The sequence below is a fragment of the Paenibacillus daejeonensis DSM 15491 genome, from assembly GCF_000378385.1.
Classification (GTDB): domain Bacteria; phylum Bacillota; class Bacilli; order Paenibacillales; family Paenibacillaceae; genus Paenibacillus_D; species Paenibacillus_D daejeonensis.
On record NZ_KB899660.1, the window covers coordinates 134,018 to 151,316 of the forward strand.

The 17,299-nt window shown below is 54.8% G+C and carries 17 protein-coding genes; 4 read left to right on the top strand and 13 right to left on the bottom strand.

What is annotated here, in order from left to right; all coding sequences use genetic code 11:
- The first annotated feature begins 108 nt into the window (after window positions 1–108).
- Window positions 109–792, top strand: a complete 684-nt coding sequence (locus F556_RS0107435; protein WP_020616291.1) for a thiamine diphosphokinase — start codon at window positions 109–111, stop codon at window positions 790–792.
- On the opposite strand, the gene F556_RS0107440 is transcribed toward F556_RS0107435, so the two are convergent.
- The gene (locus F556_RS0107440) at window positions 789–2,726 is read right to left on the bottom strand and encodes an endonuclease MutS2 (RefSeq protein WP_020616292.1); all 1,938 of its coding nucleotides are present in this window, start codon (window positions 2,724–2,726) and stop codon (window positions 789–791) included. The genes F556_RS0107435 and F556_RS0107440 overlap by 4 nt on opposite strands.
- A 457-nt stretch (window positions 2,727–3,183) precedes the next feature.
- On the opposite strand from F556_RS0107440, the gene F556_RS0107445 reads away from it, so the two are divergent.
- Window positions 3,184–3,663 (top strand): PH domain-containing protein, encoded by a 480-nt coding sequence (locus tag F556_RS0107445; protein WP_020616293.1) that lies wholly within the window; start codon window positions 3,184–3,186, stop codon window positions 3,661–3,663.
- Window positions 3,650–5,197 (top strand): PH domain-containing protein, encoded by a 1,548-nt coding sequence (locus tag F556_RS0107450; RefSeq protein ID WP_020616294.1) that lies wholly within the window; start codon window positions 3,650–3,652, stop codon window positions 5,195–5,197. Before F556_RS0107445 ends, F556_RS0107450 begins: the two co-directional genes overlap by 14 nt.
- Window positions 5,198–5,296: 99 nt before the next feature.
- Here F556_RS0107450 and F556_RS0107455 read toward each other — a convergent pair whose 3' ends face one another.
- The 5 genes from F556_RS0107455 to F556_RS0107475 form a co-directional block, all read right to left on the bottom strand.
- Complete coding sequence (locus F556_RS0107455; protein ID WP_020616295.1) at window positions 5,297–5,992, bottom strand: class I SAM-dependent methyltransferase; 696 nt, start codon at window positions 5,990–5,992, stop codon at window positions 5,297–5,299.
- 77 nt (window positions 5,993–6,069) lie between these two features.
- Window positions 6,070–6,858 (bottom strand): MBL fold metallo-hydrolase, encoded by a 789-nt coding sequence (locus F556_RS0107460; RefSeq protein ID WP_020616296.1) that lies wholly within the window; start codon window positions 6,856–6,858, stop codon window positions 6,070–6,072.
- Window positions 6,859–7,097: 239 nt separating this feature from the next.
- Window positions 7,098–7,766 (bottom strand): GNAT family N-acetyltransferase, encoded by a 669-nt coding sequence (locus F556_RS0107465; protein WP_020616297.1) that lies wholly within the window; start codon window positions 7,764–7,766, stop codon window positions 7,098–7,100.
- Between the two features lie 225 nt (window positions 7,767–7,991).
- Window positions 7,992–8,663 (bottom strand): GNAT family N-acetyltransferase, encoded by a 672-nt coding sequence (locus F556_RS0107470; RefSeq protein ID WP_020616298.1) that lies wholly within the window; start codon window positions 8,661–8,663, stop codon window positions 7,992–7,994.
- A gap of 41 nt (window positions 8,664–8,704) precedes the next feature.
- Window positions 8,705–9,562 carry a carbon-nitrogen hydrolase family protein gene (locus F556_RS0107475; RefSeq protein WP_020616299.1) on the bottom strand — a complete coding sequence of 286 codons (858 nt, stop codon included), beginning with the start codon at window positions 9,560–9,562 and terminating at the stop codon, window positions 8,705–8,707.
- A 225-nt stretch (window positions 9,563–9,787) separates the two neighbouring features.
- Between F556_RS0107475 and F556_RS0107480 the strand changes: the two genes are divergently transcribed.
- On the top strand, window positions 9,788–10,273 hold the full coding sequence (locus tag F556_RS0107480; protein WP_020616300.1) for a C40 family peptidase: 486 nt from the start codon (window positions 9,788–9,790) through the stop codon (window positions 10,271–10,273).
- 60 nt (window positions 10,274–10,333) lie between these two features.
- Here F556_RS0107480 and F556_RS0107485 read toward each other — a convergent pair whose 3' ends face one another.
- From F556_RS0107485 to F556_RS0107515, 7 genes are all read right to left on the bottom strand, one after another.
- The gene (locus F556_RS0107485; protein ID WP_020616301.1) at window positions 10,334–11,692 is read right to left on the bottom strand and encodes a HAMP domain-containing sensor histidine kinase; all 1,359 of its coding nucleotides are present in this window, start codon (window positions 11,690–11,692) and stop codon (window positions 10,334–10,336) included.
- Window positions 11,692–12,393: a response regulator transcription factor gene (locus tag F556_RS0107490; protein ID WP_020616302.1), complete on the bottom strand. Its 702-nt coding sequence runs from the start codon at window positions 12,391–12,393 to the stop codon at window positions 11,692–11,694. Before F556_RS0107490 ends, F556_RS0107485 begins: the two co-directional genes overlap by 1 nt.
- Window positions 12,394–12,564: 171 nt before the next feature.
- The gene (locus tag F556_RS36120; protein WP_020616303.1) at window positions 12,565–14,187 is read right to left on the bottom strand and encodes a serine/threonine protein kinase; all 1,623 of its coding nucleotides are present in this window, start codon (window positions 14,185–14,187) and stop codon (window positions 12,565–12,567) included.
- 88 nt (window positions 14,188–14,275) lie between these two features.
- Window positions 14,276–15,295 (bottom strand): SAM-dependent methyltransferase, encoded by a 1,020-nt coding sequence (locus tag F556_RS0107500; protein ID WP_020616304.1) that lies wholly within the window; start codon window positions 15,293–15,295, stop codon window positions 14,276–14,278.
- Entirely contained in the window at window positions 15,292–16,074 is a 783-nt protein-coding gene (locus F556_RS0107505; RefSeq protein ID WP_020616305.1) for an ABC transporter ATP-binding protein, read from the bottom strand. Before F556_RS0107505 ends, F556_RS0107500 begins: the two co-directional genes overlap by 4 nt.
- Before the next feature lie 28 nt (window positions 16,075–16,102).
- Window positions 16,103–16,441, bottom strand: coding sequence for a cyclic-phosphate processing receiver domain-containing protein (locus F556_RS0107510; protein WP_020616306.1), 339 nt, complete (start codon window positions 16,439–16,441; stop codon window positions 16,103–16,105).
- Between the two features lie 24 nt (window positions 16,442–16,465).
- Window positions 16,466–17,299 (bottom strand): deoxyribonuclease IV, encoded by an 834-nt coding sequence (locus F556_RS0107515; protein ID WP_020616307.1) that lies wholly within the window; start codon window positions 17,297–17,299, stop codon window positions 16,466–16,468.

A 17,299-nucleotide genomic window follows, 5' to 3' on the forward strand; every position in this document is an offset into this window, starting at 1 on the left:
ATAAGTCCCCTGCAGTGCAAGACTTGATGTTGCACAGCTGTCTGGTCAAATCCTATGTCCAGCCATTATACTTATAGAAACAATTACTTATAGAGAGGATGATCATTCGTGCCCTTGAATCGACGTGCAGTCATTTTTACAGGCGGTGAATTGGGATATTGGGCTCTCAAATTGCTGCGGCAGGATGACTTCCTGATTGGCGCAGACAGCGGCGCCCTGTATCTGATCCGCAACAACCATCGTCCTAATCTGGCCATCGGCGATTTCGATTCTGTCAGCAACACCGAACTTACATACATCCGAGAGGGCAGTCATCAGACCGTTGCTGTTGATCCCATCGACAAAAATCATACCGATACCGAATTGGCATTCCTCCGGGCGATTGAAATGGAACCTACCGAAATCCTGCTTCTTGGTGCGCTAGGCGGACGCTTGGATCATACGCTTGCCAACCTCCATCTGCTCGTACAGGCTCACCATAACGGTATCCCTGCCGCCATCGCGGATGAGTATCAGCGTATTCAACTCGTTACGGATCATGCTGAAATCACTGCCGACCAATACAGCTATGTCTCCTTGCTCCCACTGACTCCAGAGGTGAGGGGCATCCATCTGCACGGGTTTGAATATCCGCTCTCGGATGCCGTCCTCACGATGGGTCAGTCACTAGGCATTAGTAATCAGCTCATCTCACCTCATGGCGAAATTGAAGTCGGTGAGGGCTGGCTGCTCGTCATTCAATCCAGCGATGCCCCGCTCGGCACTTCTTCAGCCGCTAGATCCAGAGCCTAGTCTTCCTCAGGCGTACTAATGGAGGCACCCTCCACATACTTGCGGGCCATCTGATTCCGGAGCTTGCGTGTTTCCTTTGAATCGAAGATGATTGACAAATCATAGTCGTCGGGATACAACTCAGCTGCCGGAATCTGCAGCGTCAGCCGCTTGTGATTGATCGCATGCTTTCTGCCCTTTACTTGCACGATGACTTCCCCTCGCTCATTCGGCTCGCGATAGACAATTCCTGTACTGCCGAGCGGATGTACCCATACACTGTCGCCCCGCTGCAGCGGCACATGTGCAGACGAATGACTCTTGGTTTCTTCGCGAGGGTGTTCAGTGATGGGCTTAGCTAATTCATCCTCTATCTCTATGGAACGAAATGAAGTCGCGTCATCTGTCCCACTTTCACGCTGCTCCATTCGTGCCCGGGCACGACGAATCACCAGGTCGGGGAGCCCATAACGAGCTGCAATCGCAAAAGCATGACTGTCGCCAGCAGCTCCCATCTCCAGTCGGTAAAGCGGCTGCAGCGATTGGGCATCAAATGCCATGCGGGCATTGCGGCAGCCGACAGTCGCCGAAGCGAACAGCTTGATCTCATTGAAATGCGTAGTCGCCACTACAAGTGTTCCCCGTTGCAGAAATTCCTCTAATATCCCGATGGAGAGCGCAATTCCCTCCGCCGGGTCAGTACCCGCGGCCAACTCGTCTAACAATACCAGCGATTTGCGGCCTGCTTGCTTCAACATAACCGAGACAGCAGAAATATGCGCGGAGAAGGTGCTCAGCGATTGAGAGAGACTTTGGCCGTCGCCAACATCTGCAAAGACCGATTCAAATATTCCTAGTTCACTTTGCGGATCCGCATGCACCAGCAGCCCGGACTGGACCATGAGCGACAGCAAGCCGATTGTCTTGAGTGCAATCGTCTTGCCTCCTGTGTTGGGACCAGTGATAATGAGCTGTCGTGTTACCCCCTCCAGTTGTACATCGAGCGGCACGGCTTGGGAGCCAAGCAGAGGATGCCGGGCAGACTGCAGACGAATGAGAGGTGATTCTGTAATCTGAATGCGGCATCCGTGCTGGATAGCGGCAAGCTTCCCCCTGGCGAAGATAAAATCGAAGGCGGCCATCGCTTCTGCATTTTGCTCCAGCTCGTGCTTATAGCTCTCCGCAAGTCCCGATAACACGGCAAGGATACGCGTCTCCTCCAGACCTTCCTCCGACTTCCAAGCTTCCCACTCCGCATGGGTGGATGATACCTCTAGCGGTTCAATAAACAGTGTCTGTCCGCTAGCCGATTCATCCAAGACGGTACCCTTCACCAGTTTACGGGCCGATCGTTTGACAGCCAATACGTAGTGTCCGGCGCGCTGACTTACGACAAGCTCCTGCAAGGCGTCGCGATGCTTGTGCATCACCTGGTCGATTCTTCGTTTCACTTGCTCTTCTGCCAAGCGCATATAGCGCCGGATCTGTCCGAGCTCGGAGCTGGCTTCATCGGTCAGCTCGCCGTATCGGATACTGCGCTCCAACGTTTCCCTCAGCTCGGTGCATTCCTCCATCGATCCCGCGTAGCTGCTAATCCGGGGCACCACCGAAGCTTTGGCCGTGAGATATCGTTTCATTTGTTTGATCGCGTGCAGCCAGACTAACAGTTGCTCCATGTCCTGCTTGGTATAGATGGCTCCCTTACCTAATAGGAGCAGCAGGGAATCGATGCCTTCCATCGCAGATAAGGGAACACTGGCGCCGCTTCGTACCAGCGTGCAGGCCTCCTCGGTTTCCTCCAGCAGTGCCCGTACGCGTCTGATCTCGGCAGATGGACGAAGCGACTGGGCCAATGCTCGGCCACGTGGAGAGACAGTCTCCTCAGCCAGCATATCCAGAATGGTATGATATTCAAGTTTGATATGGGATGGGTCAAGGTTTGTAGGATGGAACATATTTATCAGCCTCCAGGGTGTGGTGTTGAATCGGGTTATGGGGACACAAAAAAACAGGAACAGAACGATGAACGTCCCGCTCCTGCCCTATTCCCGTGTTGAAAACGCAAAATCACCGTGCTGCAAGAGCACGGTGATCCGCTGCCGGGAAACGCACAGGCGGTATCTTCATGTTCTTAACTCGTGGAGGGGACAAATCAGTTAACCATACACGAACAGACCTGCCTATCAGGCAAGACGAAACAGGTATGAACTGACTGTCACCTTATTCCATTAAGAGTTAAGAACAACGACCCGCATCAAAATTTCCCCTTTTGGCTTGATAACCATATCTTATGACAGATAATGAGGGATTGTCAACTTTAACATTCCGCCGCCCGCTCATTTTGGGTCCGTACCCGAATGTGCTATAGTAAGGTAATTAATGGTAAGCAGAAGAGGAAGGCAGGTCGTCTTGATGTACAATGAACCCAAGCAGAGAATCGATGCCAGTGCGCTCAAGGCGTGGATGCTCTCCGGCTGGATTTCCACCGTTTTTTATGCAGCCATCGTGGCAGGTGTCATCTATCTTGGCTTGCGCTTCGACTGGCCGGTCTGGGTTGCCGTGGTGGTGACGCTGCTCGCAGTGGCACAGTCCGTTCTGGAAATTCTCATCTGGCCGAGACTGAAGTACAGGCAATGGCGGTATGAAATACTGGATGAGGAAATTCAATTGCAGTACGGCATTCTGTTCCGTCACCGGACACTGATCCCTATGGTGCGCGTGCAGCATGTCGATACCAAGCAAGGTCCGATCCTGCGTAAGTTCGGACTGGCTACGGTGACCTTCTCAACGGCGGCAGGCAGCCATGAGATTCCGGCACTGAGCGAAGGCTCTGCCGAACAGGTAAGGCGTCAGATTGCCAACCTGGCGAGGTTATCCGATGAAGAAATCTGAAGATATGAAACGCCTGCATCCCTTATCAGTCATTTTCTTTATCGGGAAGACGATCAAGGATCTGCTTTATCCATTGATCGTATTTTTTCTAACGACGATTTTTCGAGAAAATGTTAATTATCACTGGCTGTTTGGCGGGGCCTCCTTGTTCCTTGTTCTCCTTATCGTCATCAGCGTTCTGACATGGCTGCGGTTCACTTATGCGATTGAACCCGGAGGCTTGCGAGTGGAGCATGGGGTATTCGTCCGGAAGAAACTGTGGATTGGCAAAGAGCGTGTTCAATCCGTAGATACTACGGCAGGCATCCTTCATCGTCTGTTTGGACTGAAGAAGCTGCAAGTGGAAACAGCTGGCGGCAAAAAACCGGAAGCTGAGCTAAATGGGATTACTTGGCAAGAAGGCTTGCGCATTAGCCGCGGGCTCGGGATGAGTGAAGCAGAACGTGTGGCAGTGGCTGACGGAGACAACCGGGAAGCTGCACCCGAGCATCCGTCAGAGGCAAATGAATCTGTTCACAGCCAACGGACAACTACAGCTTTACCTGCCACAACCCTCGCTGTCCGCAAACTGGGGATCGGCGACCTGGCAATGTACAGCGCTACCTCGGGTAAGATCGGTGTCGTACTCGCTGTTGCTGCAGCGGCTTTTTCCCAACTCAGCGATTGGCTCGCACAAACCTTTGATGTATGGGGATTTATTTCCGAGTGGTCTGGCTCGAGATGGGTTGTACTGCTTGTGCTGCTTTTGCTCACATTTGCTTGGCTGCTTGCTTTTATCGGGTCATTCGTTAAAGAGTATGGATTCACTCTTCAGCTGCGCGAAGACAAGCTGGTGATCGAGCGGGGACTGCTGGAACGTAACCAGATTACGGTTCCGCTGCGACGGATTCAGGCTGTTCATCTGATTGAACCGCTGCTGCGGCGCCCCTTCGGCTGGGTGACCGTTCATATTGTAACTGCAGGGTACGCGGGCAAGGAAGGTCAATCCGCCCTGCTGTTCCCTTTTATTCGCAAAAAAGAGCTACCTGGCTTCCTGGAGCAGTTCGCCCCGCAATTCCAGATGCCTGATCAGTGGGAGCGGCTGGAGCGGCGAGCTCTTCGTCATTACTTGCTGCTGCCGATGGTTTTCACCATCCTCGTGTGTATCCCTGCGATCATCTGGATCCCGGAAAACTATGGCTGGCTCTCGCTCATTCTGCCGGTTATCACACTCATTGGATGTCTGCTGGGCTATCGTCAGACAGGCTGGGCATTGAGCGACGATCAGATTTCCATCCAGTACGGCAGCTTCAACAAGCACCAGGGCCTGGTGCCCAAACGCCGTGTCCAGTGGCACCGTGTATCCCAAAGCATCTTTCAACGTCGACGCTCGCTTGCCCATCTTACGCTTTCCCTGGCTTCCGGTGCGGCTGCGGCCAGCTTTTCCATTCGCCATGCGCCCCAGCAGAGCGCCGAATCCCTGTCGAACTGGCTATCGCTGCGGCGCCGTGAACGGGATGGATCTGTGGCTATTCCGCAAGAGACAGACTCCTGACCAAGGCGGAACCTCTTATCCCACACGCAACAAACAACCCCCGTTGTCACACGCTGATCAAGCGTATGGTAACGGGGGTTGTGCTGTCATGCAATAAGATTACTTCCTATCGTGCTTCCACCAGATTCCGCAATACTCCGGTACAACAGACCATTGATGATGGACAATCCGTTCAGCCAGCCAATCGCCGAAGAAGAAACCGCAGGCCTGCTCAGCCTCAGCTACACGGTCAAAGGTGTAATCCAGACGGATGGCCTGGTGGGAGAATCCGAAGCGGGTCTCCAACGCTTCATAATATGGCGCAAGGAAATCCAGTCTAACCGGCTCCAGAACACCGGTCCCGAGTGTCTCCAGTATGATCACAGAGCCGCCAGGCCGCAGAATTCGCTGGATCTCTGCCAGAACTTGATCCAGATTATCTTGCCACTCCGGCAGCTCCGCGTTCATCAGGTAACCAAGACTCCAGCCCGAAACCACCAGGTCGGCAGAGGCATCCGGCAGCGGCAGCTCCCGGTGATCGGCAACTACCGTCTTGATACGCGCTCCATAGCCGTCCGCAGCCGCTTTGGCTGCCAGCACCTCAAGCATGGCCGGCGAGAGATCCGTTGCCGTATAACTGCTCGAGGCAGAGGCCAAGTATCGGCTTAACCGTCCAGTCCCCGCTCCCAGGTCTACTACATCCAAGCCGTTTATCCCGCGTATCCCTGCCAACACTTGGTCCAGCTGGGGCTGCCGGGCTACCATCGCATCGTACTGCCCCGCTTCATTCCGATAAATCTCATCATGATTGCTCATTCTTGTTCATCCTCCCTTTCCTCATCAGCCTATACCCTGACCCAGGGTCAAGGTCAAGCCGAATGAAGGCAGGATTTTTACTTGCCAGGCAATTCGATACGGAGACCTGTTGTGGCAAACGCGCAGCCTTCAGGCAGCTCCCGTGAACGCAAGGGAAGATCAATATCATGCGAGAGATGGGTGAACAGCGTCCTTGCCGGCTTCAACTCGTTCACCAGGGCAAGCCCTTCCATGACGTCGTAGACAGACCGCGTATCGAAAGCAAACGGCTCTTGGAAAAAACTCGTTCCGAGCACAAGCAGATTCAAATGATGCAGTGGGGCGAGTTCCTGCTCGCTCAATGCGATCGCATCTGAGCAATAGGCCCAGGCATACCCGCTTGGACGGTGGTGAAAACGGTAAGCGTAAGAATAACCATTTTTACCGTGGTTGACCCGCCAAGTCACAATATCCCACTGACCGATCGTCAGGCCTTCATCCATTGGACGAAAATCAATCTGGCGATTCAGCCAGGGAAAACGCTGCAGTACCTCGCCAATCACAATCTCTGGGGCGTACGCTACCCCTTTGACACCTGTCCAACGGCAGGCGTCTGCCCACTCCGGCAGACCGCCGCAATGGTCAAAATGGGCATGCGTCAGCAGCAGCCGGTCCATGCCACGCAGTCCGGCGTCCAGCATCTGCCTGCCCCAATCCGGGCCACAATCGATGATGGTATGGCCCCAGTCCTCCCCTTCAATCATCACGGAAGAACGAAAGCGGCGGTTCACGCCCCCGCTTCGCGCTTCCTGACACACGCTGCACTCACAATAGATGCGCGGCACCCCCATCGCATCAGAGGTGCCGAGAAACGTCAAATGGTTCACGAATACCCCCCTTACATAAAAAGTTCAAAAAGTTCGGTTTTCAGCACCGAGAAGGTTGAAGGCAGGAGGAAATGAGGAGCGGTCCACGTTTTCGTAGAAAACGACCTCGGAAGCATGGCTACGTGAGCACCTAAGTGGAAGCTTACGAAGCTAGTTTCCTTCGGAAACTCTTTCCGACCTGCATTCAAGATTCGATGTCGAATCCGCTTCAATGAAATACTCCGTGATCAAAAGCGTACCTATAGCGGTAGGAGCTTGACGGATGGTTTTTGGGACAGACCTTGCATCATCTGATTCCAAGCCTCTGGTTTGTTAGGCAAAGCACTATAGTACCGTGTCAGGAAATCATGAATAAGAGTGGACGGCAGCTCGCCCAACTCGTCGTACGCGGACATAAAGCACAAATCCAGACCGGTCACTGCCTGTCCTTCATGATCCCAGGATGGATGCACATAAGGGAAATCCAGCTTGCGGTATCCGATATGAGACAGCACTTCCCGGCGCACATAAGGATTCATCGGTGTGACACCGCCAAAGTCATGCATGGTCTGGTAGGGATCGTAGATTTCTGCGAACATGCCGATCGGCTTGGTGCCTGAAGCCTCCGCCAGAGCCTGGATATCCCGTTCACGGTGCTTCAGCAGGAAGCGGCCAACACCAAGCCCAGGCTGCCCGACAATGGTGAAGTCGGTCATGGCCACTCGGAAATCGGAATAATACCGGTATTCTGTGGCGCCTACGACTTGGTTATCGTGAATCGCTACATAGACATGGATGCCTTCGTCAAGCAGCGGCTCCTTCCACAGATCGAATGCCAACACCTCTTCGGGAGGGAAAACCTCCTGCATCAGTTTGTACATTTGTGCAAATCTTGGATCATCGATGGATTGAATACGGTAATACTCCATGTTCCTCTTGCCTCCTGTTTATTTTGTCTAGTAGTTCGCTCCTGAAATAACGTTCCTATGGTCGTTTCGAGGAAGAGGGGGCTTACGATCGCTGTTGTCTCCAGATTTCTTGATTCATAACCGCATAAGCGGTTGAAATCCGGAGACAAAGGCGAACGCTTCGCTTCCAGCCTCCCTCTCCTCTACACGACTCATCATCCGGTTATTTCCGGCTCTCTCTACTAGCTATATTTTTTTCACGAATGGGTTGCGCCATTCCATGAGCGCGGCGTAGTTGCAAGACTCTTCATCCTCCAGATAGTTGGAGACGACACCAACAGGCATGCGGCCGCAGCGCAGCAGAAAACTGATCACCGGATCTCGCAGTGTGCCAGACATGACCTGCTGGAGATATTGCTCTGCGGTCAGCGTATCGGCGTGTCGGTGATAACCCGGCATCCGACCACCGCCCAGCAGCCGGTTCAACCCGAGCTGAACCGTGGTCTCATACATCGACTGCATCAGCCAATGACCAATCCCTGCGCCGCGATAGCCCGGTGCAACGCAAATATCGACGACGTACAGCGTCTTCCCGGCAGGATCATGCGTACGGATATATCCCTCGTCCGTCATCGCAGCCCATGCATGGTCCCCGTGCTCGACCCGATCTTCAGATACCAAGAGGCCAGTCATTGATCCGATGAGCTGCCCGTCCACCTCCGCGCAGAGCGCTCCCGCGGGGAAGCGGGTGACGTGTTCGGCCAGCTGCTCCGGTTTCCACCACAAGTCCTCGGGAAAAGGCGGCGGGAAGCTGCGGCGCTGAATATCAATCAGCTGCTCCGTATCCTCCAGGCTGTAATTCCGAATGACAACCGGCAGCGGCTTGCCATCGGAGAACAGCAACAGTTCCTTGTGCATGAGATCAGCCTCCTAATGACTCGCTTTACTTATGATGCCGGTTAGCGCCAGTCCGGATACAGATCCGTCCTGCGATCCCGCCAAGTTGTCACCGACCCGCTTTGCCTAACATCTTCAAGCAGATCCAGATCAAGATCAGCGACGACTAGCATATCATTGTTCAGTTCACCTTGTGCCATGATACCAGCTGGCGGGAACGGGATATCGTTCGGCGTGATGATGGCGGCTTGTCCGACATTCGCGCGCATGAAATCAACGCGGCGCAGTGAGCCAACAGTGCCAGTGGTCACGATATACACCTGGTTCTCGACAGCACGGGCATGAGCACAATATCTCACACGATAGAAGCCATGTCGATCATCTGTACAGGACGGACAAAAAATGACGTCTGCACCCTTGGCTCTGGCCATCCGGACAATCTCAGGAAATTCAATATCGTAGCAGGTCAAAAGAGCGATCGTGCCATACGGCGTATCGAACACTTCCAGTCCCTCACCCGGCGACATCTGCCATTCCGTCACTTCGGTAGGTGTCAGATGAAGCTTCGGCTGGCGGTCGATGCGCCCGTCCGGGTGAAACAAATGCGCCGTATTGCGCAACGTGCCGCCCACTTCAACAATATGGGTACCTGCGGCAATATGTAAGTCATACTCGGCTGCCAGTTTGCGGAACAGCTCTTCATAGGCCACTGTAAATTCAGGCAAACGCGTGATTGGCAGCGGAGCGCCGTGCTCATCACCAATAGACAACAGCTGCGTTGTCATGAACTCAGGGAACAACAGAAATTGCACCCCGTATTCCGTTGCATTTTTGACATAGTGGGTGACTTGATCGGCAAACTGCTCCCACTCCGAGATATCCTGGAGCTGATATTGGACAGCCGCTACACGATATTTCATGTTTGAAACACCTCCATCTAAAAATGAAAGAATTCTCATACATATCTAATAAACCCTGTCCAAACGTACGCAGGACTAGGGCTCATCTCTCTTTGTTAAGTTTTAGGAAAGATGAAATCTGTTATAGTTTTTTACAGGACAAGGGTAAACAGCAAGCGTCTTACTGGCGAGAGCTCGTTTCACTCCACATTTAATGCCATTATTCATAGACGGAGGGATTATGCAGTGCAAAAAACCAGAACACTAATCAAACGAGTCATCAGCGTTACACTGTGCGCAACAATTAGCTTTACCGCCATCGGACTGAGTCAACCGAAAACAGCCGAGGCAGCAACTTCCAAGGCTGACCGGGTCATCAGCACCGGCAACAAATACTTAGGCGTCAAATACCGTTTCGGGGCACCGTCTGGCGTAACTTACGCATTTGATTGTTCCTCGTTTACTCAATATATCTTTAAGAAAAATGGCATCTCTTTGCCACGCACCTCGGCTGCACAAGCCCAAAAAGGTACATTCGTCAGCAAAGGCAACTTGAAGAAAGGCGATCTTGTATTCTTTAAAGTCGGCAGCAAACGTATCGGTCATGTCGCTGTCTATGCAGGTGCCAGCAAGATTCTGCACACCTACGGCTCAGGCGGTGTCCGCTATTCCAGCCTGAACTCCAGCCACTGGAAGAAAAACTACGTCACCGCACGCCGCGTCATTCGCTAGTGTTGCACGAGTTGGCTGTTTCCAATCAGCCCCCTGAACCATTGACTGGCTTCACGCCAGTCAATGGTTTTTTTTGGGGAATTGCAGGGCAATCGCCGTTCCTTGGTTGGGCTTGCTGAAGACATCAATGTTGCCATCATGCAGCTCCACAATCCGCTTGGCAATGGATAATCCCAGGCCAACGCCGCCAGTGGTCCGGGCACGGGCACCATCGACACGATAGAAGCGTTCGAACAAGTGTGGGATTTCCTGCTCCGGAATGCCAATGCCTTTATCCTCAACATCAATGCGGATGGCATTCTTGGTCGTTGTAATATGAATATCAATAGATTCCTTGCTATACTTGATGGCATTGTCCAGCAGGATTACCATCAGCTGTCGAATCTTGTCCTTGTCCGCATTCATCATGACCCCGACCGGCTCCGAGTGGACCCGGATGGTCCGGTGGAAGGTCGTGTGCATCATGCGGGCAAGTTCATCGATCATCTTGACGATGTCGAAGCGCTCCAGCTTGAGCCAGTCCTCCTGCTCGGCCTCTGCCAGCATCAGCATCGACTTGGTCAGGTTCTGCAAGCGAATCGCTTCATTGGAGATCGCGAGCACCGCCTCGTCGCGCACCTTCTCGTCGTCGCGCCCCCAACGCTTGAGCATGTTGGCGTAACTGCTAATAACCGTCAGCGGCGTCTTGAGCTCATGTGAGGCATCCGCGACAAACCGCTTCTGCTTCTCAAAGGTACGATCCAGCCGGTCGATCATCTGGTTAAAGGCACGGACGAGCTGCTGAAGCTCGGCCGACTCCTCCCTGCCTCCCAGGTCAATCTGCCTCAGCTTGCCGCTCCTGTCGATCTCCCGCATCGTCTGGACCATGTGCTGGATTGGCGCCGTCAGCCTGGAGGTGAACCAGAAGGTACCGAAGATCGCGAACAGCACGGCCCCCATACTTGTCACGGCCAGAGCGCCGACAAGCACCTGCAGGTAGCTGTCCAGCACATTGAGCTTGCGCACGATCTCGATCATCGCGACCACTTTCATCTCGTCATAGATCGGCTCCTTCAGATAGAGCACCCGCTTGCCGGCATAAGAATTGACACCGGTGTTGTGAGTGAGCCGGTAATCAGTCGGCAGCGCCAGCAGCTCCTCGTCACCTCCGAGCTGGTTGATGACCTGTCCGTTCGGCGTGATGATGCGGATCATCTCGTTAATGTTATAGAACTCGGTGAGCAGATCCGGATCGTCCAGACTATTGATCTCCTGCATACGCTTATTATCCAGGATAATAGCCAGCTTATTGTCCAGGACCGTCTCCTCGCTCCGAGTCGTTATCTTAATGACGAAGAAGTAGACGAAAATGTTGAATAAAATAAGGATGAAAATTAACCAAAAGATGGTGAATAAAGTAAATCTCCTGCGAAGCGTCATCATTCGGGCTCCTTCAGCACATACCCCACTCCGCGAACGGTATGGATGAGCTTGTAGCGGAAGCCTTTGTCAATCTTCTGACGCAGGTACCGAATGTAGACGTCGACTAGGTTGGTTTCGCCGATAAAGTCATAGCCCCATACCTCGGAGAGGATCTCCTCTCTTGATTTTTCGTGATTTTTGTTCTCTGCCAGGAATACCAGCAGCTCGAATTCACGAGGCGTGAGATCGATGGCCAGCTCTTTGCGGAACACCTTGCGGGTGCGCAGCTCGATGGATAGATCTGCAACCCGGATCATGTCCGCGCCTTCGGCTTCCTTGTTCTGCTGATGGAAAATCCGCAGCAGGTTACGGACCCGAGCCAGCAGCTCTTCCATCGCGAACGGCTTGGTAATATAGTCATTGGCCCCATGCTCGAAGCCGCTGACCTTATCCGGCACTGTATCTCTGGCCGTGAGCAGAATAATGGGAATCGGGTTGCCCGAGTTGCGGAGGCGGCGCAGCACCTCAATGCCGTTGAGCTCGGGAAGCATCACATCCAGCAGCAGGAGGTCCCACTCGCCGGACATCGCCATCTCCAGTCCCTTACGGCCGTCTTCGGCACGTCCGGCTGTGTAGCCTTCATGCTCCAGCTCCAGTTCCAGAATACGAGCTATACTGTCTTCATCTTCTATAACAAGGATTCGTTCTTGTTGTTCCACGTTATGATCACCTGATTTCGAGAGACCTGATTACGGTCATGGATTATGGAGAAGCAGCTCTTGCCAGCGTGCCAAGATGCTTCTGCATGATTTTTATGATAATGAACCCTGTCCCGAAAAGCAAGTCAAGCCCCACTGACCGCTTGTCAAGCAGACTGACAGGTGGAGAAATCAGCCAGAGGAACGTCGGGGAAGCCTGGCCTCGGCCACGCGGGACAGCACTGGCTGCAGCGCTTGGCGCAGCTGTCTCTCCCAGCTCCGCTGATCCGTCGCCCAGCGGCCGCGCCACAAGGTGTCAGCCCACTGCTCGATGGGCAGCTGAGGCACCAACACCGCCGGCGGTTCGGGAAGCATGGCCAACCACTCCCGTCGGCCAGCGAACGCGAGATCCTTGTTCGCTATCAGCATGGCTCCCCGGCCGGAGCTCCGGCGGCTTCCCAGCAGCTGCTGAACTTCCTCCAGTCGATGCGAGGGCCACTTGGCAGGCCAGGGATCAACTGCGATCAGACAGAGGTCTGCTCCATGGGCCAAGGCGGAGCGTTCAGGATCACTCCATATATTGGATAGATCAAGCAGGGTGATTGGCTCGCGAATCCCTCTAATCATCAGATCAAACCGTTGTCCCCCTGCAGGCGGAACATCGGAGCCGGTGTCCGGTCGTAGCGCATACCACATGAGGTCGCGTTCACGCCAGCATGCATAACGCTGCTCAGGCAATATCCCGGGCTGCAGCTGGGGACCGCTGCGGCCGCCTAGATGCAACAGGCCATGCCATTCGGCATGGGTTCCTGGCGCTTCTACTGCAGCGCATGCTGCACCCTCTGACGCCAGCAGACGCGCGAGCGTAAGCGTCAGGAAGGTCGCTCCTGCCCCGGGCGCTAGAGACGCAAGCGCGATCGTGATGCCGCCAGGACGCCGATAACTTGCTCTCCGCGCGTCTCCCTCTCCGTCGAGCCCGATGCGCTCCACGGAGAGTGGCGCTGCATCCGCTGCGTAGGAACGCCAAGCTTGTCTCACCTGGCTGATGGAAGCAAAGCGCCGTTCCGGCTGACGCTCCAGCATCTGCGCGAGAATGGCACGGAAGCTCGGCGGCACCTCCAGCTGGGTCAGAGCATCCGCTCCATCCGATGCGGGACCGGGATACAGGCTTCCTGCAGCCAGATAAAAGATTAACGCGCCTAGGCCATATACGTCCGACCGTCCGTCGCTCTGCCCCATTCCTGTCTGCTCTGGTGCGGCGAAGCCCGGTGTTCCCAGCAATATGGTATCCTGCAGTTGACCCGTCTTGTAGCTCCTCGCTATGCCAAAGTCAATCAGCTTGACGTGGCCGCCTGCATTGATCATGACATTGGCGGGCTTCAGATCGCGATGAATAATCGCAGGTCGCTGCTCATGAAGATAACACAACGCATCACATAATTGCAGCACGATAGGCAGCAGCTGCGCAAGCGGCGGATGTGTGCTATGCTGCATCCGCCAAGCCGCCAGCGTCTCGCCCTCTACATAGTCCATCACCAGGATGGCGCAGCCATCGGCAGCAGGGGGATAGTAATCGGTAATCACCGGCAGATTGGGGTGACTGAGCCTCATGAGAACCTTGGCTTCCGCCAGTTCTGTCTCCCGCTCATCCAGTGGAGGCCGCGAGAGTTTAACTGCACATAATTTTCCATTCAGTCGCAGATCCTCTGCCGCGTATACCTCTCCCATGCCGCCCTTGCCCAGTAGGCTCAGCATCCGGTATCGCTCGGAGAGGATAACCCCCGGCTGCAGAGGATTGTTGTATGGATTGTCCAACTTCGTATCGCTCCTTTCCACGCAAAAAAAAGCACCCCGATCAAACGCCGAAAACCGGCGAATCATCGGGATGCTTTCCCGTGGCAGATTATGATTTATATTCCAAGTATAACGTAATTTCGTCACGATTGTGAAACAATTGTTTTGCTTTACGGATGTGAAAGGCGGTTTGGAGCCGTTCTTTGACTTCACGGATCGTCTGCAGCGGCTTGCGGTGCATCAGCTTGACTGTAATAATGGCCGTCGCCCCGGGTGCCAGCGCCGCCTGCAGGTCAAGCACCAGACGACACATCTGCATAGGACTCCAGCTCATATCACACACCAGCAGGTCATAGCTGCCGGGAATCAGCTTCGCTTCGGAAGCATTTTTCTTCAGATACGTCAGTCTGGGATACCCGTGAAGCGATGGATGCAGCTCCGCCGGATCGATAGCGGTAACAGCGAGGCCGCGCTCGAGCAGCAAGGATGTCCATCCTCCCGGGGCTGCACCGATATCCACCGCATTGCGGTAATTCGCATACGTCAGCCCGAATGCGCGCTCGGCCTCGAGCAATTTGAACTTGGCCCGAGAGACCTGGCCTTCCTCCTTTTGAAACCGTACTGCACCGCCAGGCCAATCGGACAGAAGCTCGCGCGGCGTGCCCCAGCCCACCAGCAGGCTGTCAGCTGCAGCATATAAGGAGAGAATCATCTCAGGCGCCTGCAGGGAAGGCTCACTATCGAGCTCCAGCAGCACGGCATCGATCAGTGCCTTGGTGTCGGCAGCCGAATAAGGGAACGCTGTGCCAACAGCCCGTCTGACATGGACGGCTGTCCGTTTGCCCTCGAACTGGGACTCTGCCAGCCGCACCACGTGACTGAGCTCCTGGAGGTCATCCGCATTGCCACTCAGCGGCAGTTCCCGGACAACCGGCTGCACATGGCGCAGGAAGATCGGCTCAGAGGCCAGCAGCGTCTCCTGTACCGTCTCTTGATAGCCTGGCACCTCCATTAGGAAAACCTCGCCCGCTGCCAGCTGGGTGAATCGCACGCCAGGAAGCAGCCTCCGCAGCTCTTCCATAGCATAGGAAGCGAATCCCCGGTTAGCCGTGCCAATCCAGCGGCTCACGGTCGCTGCTCCTGCGCGGCTACCCGAATCCACGGCCGACCATGCGCCCAATCCACTTCAATCGGCAGATCGTAGGCAGCGCTCAGCACGTCACCGCGCAGCACCTCTTCCTTTGGTCCGCTCGCAGCAACCTTGCCGTCATGGATAAGTGCCACATGCGTGAATAATGGGGTAATTTCTTCAATATGATGGGTTACATAAATAGCCATCAGCTTATCCGCACTCAGACGGTTCAGCTCCGTCAGAAACTTCTCACGCTCGTACAGATCCAGACCCGCACATGGCTCGTCCAGTACGAGCAGCTCGGGCTTGCCCATAAGCGCTCGGGCCAGGAGTACCTTTTTGCGCTCGCCTTGCGAGATGGTACCCAGCTGTTGATAGGCCAGTCGGCCGATCCCCATGGAATCCAGAAGATCAAGAGACTGCTGCTTGATGTCATCCGGAATCGTCTGATAGAAACGCAAAAACGCGTACGCCCCTGTTGCGACAACCTCCCAGACCGTATCCGTCAAGGTCAGCTTCTCAATCAGCGATTGGCTGATATAGCCGATCCGTTTGCGCACTTCGCGAACATCGCACTGTCCGTACCGATTGCCCAGTACCTCCACCGTGCCCGAGGTCGGGAACATATAACCGGTCATCATCTCCAGCAGCGTTGTTTTGCCTGAGCCATTCTTGCCCAGGATAACCCAATGCTCGCCGTCCTTCATTTCCAGGTCCACACCGCTCAGAATATTGCGTTCGTCGCGGCGCAAGGTCAATTGCTCTAATCGTATCATACGCTCTCTCCCGATCTGTATCGTTATGTTAAGCTTGCTCCGAAGCGATTCTTGCCAGCAATTCATCCGGCATGGCGCGTCCGTGAATCACTACATGCGCAGGGGCATGCTGGGACAGCAGATGATGCATCTGGTCTCTTCCAGACGGTGAGGAGGTGTGCAGATAGATCTTCCGTGGATAGCGTCCGCTCTCCACCAGATGGTTCACGACCTCAAGCCCCGTCGGTTGTCCCCATCCCAGATCATAATCGAGGGACAGCACATCAATCTCTTGTTCGTTGATTAGAGTGATGCAAGAAGCAGCGTCCAGGGCGGCAGTGAACCCCGTTGGTGTCGGCCGGTAGTCATCCAGATAGACATGAATCATCGAACATCCCCGCTTTCATATAGGCTAGTCGAGCCAGCTGCGTACCAGTCTCAGCTGCTCGCGATGCGTACCATCTGCCTCCTTGGGCGTCTCCAGCACCAGTGGCAGATGGCGCAGACCCTCTGCCGTCACCAGCCGCCGCAGCGCATCGGTGCCAATACAGCCTTCACCCAGTCCGGCATGCCTGTCCCGGTATGACCCGCTGGGATGCAGCGAGTCATTGAGATGGACGGCAACCAGCTCAGCTAGAACCCCGGTATCCTGGGCCCGGCGCAGCCAGGACGCTTCATCCTGACCGTTCCATTGCCCGCTCGCATACAGATGGCAGGTATCCAGACAATAACCGATCCCCTCTGGCTGTCTGGACAGCTGGCGAACCTGCGCCAGCTCTTCAACGGTCATCCCCATTCTCGCATGCTCGCCCGATTGGTTCTCAATGAGCAGCTTGGCCCTGCCCTGCCAGCCCTCCAGCGTGCGATCCAGCGACCTTATAATATTGCGGTAGCCCTGGAGCAGGTCGTCGCCTTTGTAAATCCCGAAGTGGACGACTACGCCCAGAGAGCCGCACGCCTCGGCAATCTCCAGATCGTTGCGCAGCGAGTCTACAACCCGCGTCATTTGTTCCGGTTCGTCAGCAGCCAGGTTGGCTGGATAGGAAGAGTGGGCAATCGACTGCAGCCCGTGCTCTCCGCAGTAGCGCGCACAACGTGCCGTGTCCGTCGCATCCCACGATTTCACAGTGAGACTGCGCGGATTTTTCGGAAAGTACTGAAAGGCGCTGGCCCCTTGCCGATGTGCCGCACGGGCCGCTTCATAATACCCCTTGCCGATACTGACATGACAACCCGGATACGGCAC